The organism is Rhodovulum viride, from assembly GCF_003265965.1.
GTDB lineage: Bacteria > Pseudomonadota > Alphaproteobacteria > Rhodobacterales > Rhodobacteraceae > Rhodovulum > Rhodovulum kholense.
Genome location: NZ_MUAV01000069.1, coordinates 1 through 2,210 on the forward strand (window position 1 = coordinate 1; position 2,210 = coordinate 2,210).

3 protein-coding genes are annotated in these 2,210 nt (G+C 71.1%); all 3 read right to left on the minus strand.

The genetic code is table 11. The features are described from left to right. The coding region (locus tag BYZ73_RS20820) for a glycine-rich domain-containing protein (RefSeq protein ID WP_342768240.1) at positions 1-1,469 on the minus strand (1,469 nt) is incomplete at its 3' end. A gap of 4 nt (positions 1,470-1,473) precedes the next feature. Then, positions 1,474-1,800, minus strand: coding sequence for a hypothetical protein (locus tag BYZ73_RS20825; RefSeq protein ID WP_112317527.1), 327 nt, complete (start codon positions 1,798-1,800; stop codon positions 1,474-1,476). Continuing rightward, positions 1,800-2,210: hypothetical protein (locus tag BYZ73_RS23015; protein WP_181498145.1), on the minus strand; the 411-nt coding region annotated here is incomplete at its 5' end. The genes BYZ73_RS23015 and BYZ73_RS20825, both read right to left, overlap by 1 nt.

Here is a 2,210-nt window from a genome sequence, read left to right on the forward strand (position 1 = left end):
CTGCCGGGGCCTTGCTGCCCGGTCAGGATCTTGCCCTTGCCCGGCGTGTCCCCGGGCCGTGCCCAGCGTCGGCCGGACACCTGCCCCTGTGTGAAGGCGCCGCCCGAGACCACGAAGGCCGAGGCGATGGAACCGCCGCCGATCCGGTGCACCTGCCCGAGGGCGCCGCCGGTTGCGTCGATCCGCGCTGCCACAGACCCGCCAGCCAGGGCATGGGTCTGGGCCAGCGCACCGCCCGATACCGTGGCCTGTGCCACGGCCGTTCCGCCCCCGATCCGGTGGGTCTGGCCGAGAGCCCCGCCAGCGATGGCCACCCGAGCGGCGATGCTGCCACCCGGAACCGCCGATATGTCCCCGATGGCGCCGCCGGTGATGACCACCTGCGACGTGACCGACCCACCGCCGATGCTGTGGGTTTGCCCCAGCTGGCCGCCAGAGACGGCGACTTGGGCCGACACCGCGCCGCCGGGCAGCGCATGTGTCTGGCCGAGGCCGCCACCAGCCGCCGAGACCTGCGCCGACACGACGCCACCGCCGATGGCATGCGTCTGCCCCAGATCCCCGCCAGAAATAGCCGGGGCCGAAGCGATGGCCGATCCGCCCAGCCGGTGCGTCTGACCGACTGCGCCGCCGGAGATCGCCACGGCCGAAGCAATCGACCCGCCGCCGACCTCATCCGGCGTCGTGGCGCCTGGGGTTGCGACCCGGAGGACGACGACACCATTCGCTCCGGGCGACCCGGCAAGATAAGCGCGGCTTGTGACGCCGGGGCCGCCATGGCCCGGGATGGTCGGGGTTTCCGGGTTGGTCGGGATGTTGACGTTCAGATCCCAAATCCGGCCGGTGCCGCCTGCGCCATATTCGACCGACAGGCCCGTGATGTCCGACACGATGCCCGGGCCACCAGCCCCGGCAGTGTCTGCGTCGGCATCGCCGCCGTTGCCGCCAGCCCCGCGCCCGCCGCCCGAATGCTTGCGCCCGCCGCTGACCCTATACCCGTTGCCGCCCCGATAAGAGGTCGGGTGCGCGGCCCCGAGAAGGGTATCGCCATCGTCCCTCGGCCCGGCGCCACCGCCATCGGTCGGCAGGATCGCCGCGCCGCCGCCAAACCCGGCACCAATGCCGCCGCCAAGCGCGGTCAGGCCAAGCGCGGAGGTGTCGCCACCTGACGTAGCCGCCGAAGTGGTCGACGTCCCGCCCAGCCCGACCGTGATCGCCAGCGTCCCGGCGGAAACAGCCATCGTGCCGATCAGCACATCGCCACCAGACCCGCCGCCCGAGGCGTTGTAGTTCGCCGGAGACGAAGCCCCGCCCGCGCCGATTATCGCATAGTCGATATCGCCCGCTGTTCCGACCTCGATCTGCGCATCGAACGGGCATTCGTAGATGTCGAAACTGCTCCCCGCGATGTTGACCGTGGTCTTGGTCGCCCCGGTCCCGGAGAAGGCCGAGATAACCGCATATGCCACGGGATCAGCCCCTCATTTCGCGGCGGTATTGCACCCCGGAAGCCAGCATGACGGCCAGCACGATCAGCACGGGCCACCAGAGCGCGGCCAGCACCCCGCCGGTGACATAGGCCAGGTCTTCCAGCCCGTCAGACGGCGCGGCCCCGTAGAGACGCCACTGCGCGGCCTCCCAGATCGCATAAAGACAAATCGCGGGCAGCGCGGCCCAGGCGCCCAGCAGAAACACCGGCAGAAAGCCGACGATCAGCGCGTGGCCGGTCTGGTTGCGGGCGAACCCCCAGGGGTCGTCGATGAACGCGCTCGGGCTTTTGAACAGGTGCCAGATCAGCATCACGCCCCCGTCGCTTCGAGCGCCGCGATCAGATCGGCCAGCGCCTGCGCCTGTCGGAGCGGGGCGGCCGTGGCGTCCGACACCGCCTCGATGCGGGCGATATATCGGGTGTCGACCCCTTCGCGCAGCATCGTCGCGGGCTGGATCAGGTCGCTGACCGCCAGCGTGTTGAGCCAGTCCGCCCAGCTGTCATTCCATGCGGTGGCGGCTGCGTCGATCTGCGCCAGCGCCGCGCCGAAATCGGCCAGCGTCTCGGGGCCGCCGAGCGAGGCCATGAAGGCCTCGGCCGCCGCGGGCTGTTTCTGGCCCTCGGCCAGGGCGGCAAGGCAGGCGAGCTTGGCCGCCCGCAGCGCCTCGATGGCGCCGTCGATCTCGCGCAGGCGCAGGTCGCCCGAGGTATCGCGGATGTA

Coding starts and splice junctions, on each gene's coding strand:
- BYZ73_RS20825 (WP_112317527.1), bottom strand. CDS start 1,800: ATGCTGATCTGGCACCTGTTCAAAAGCCCGAGCGCGTTCATCGACGAC.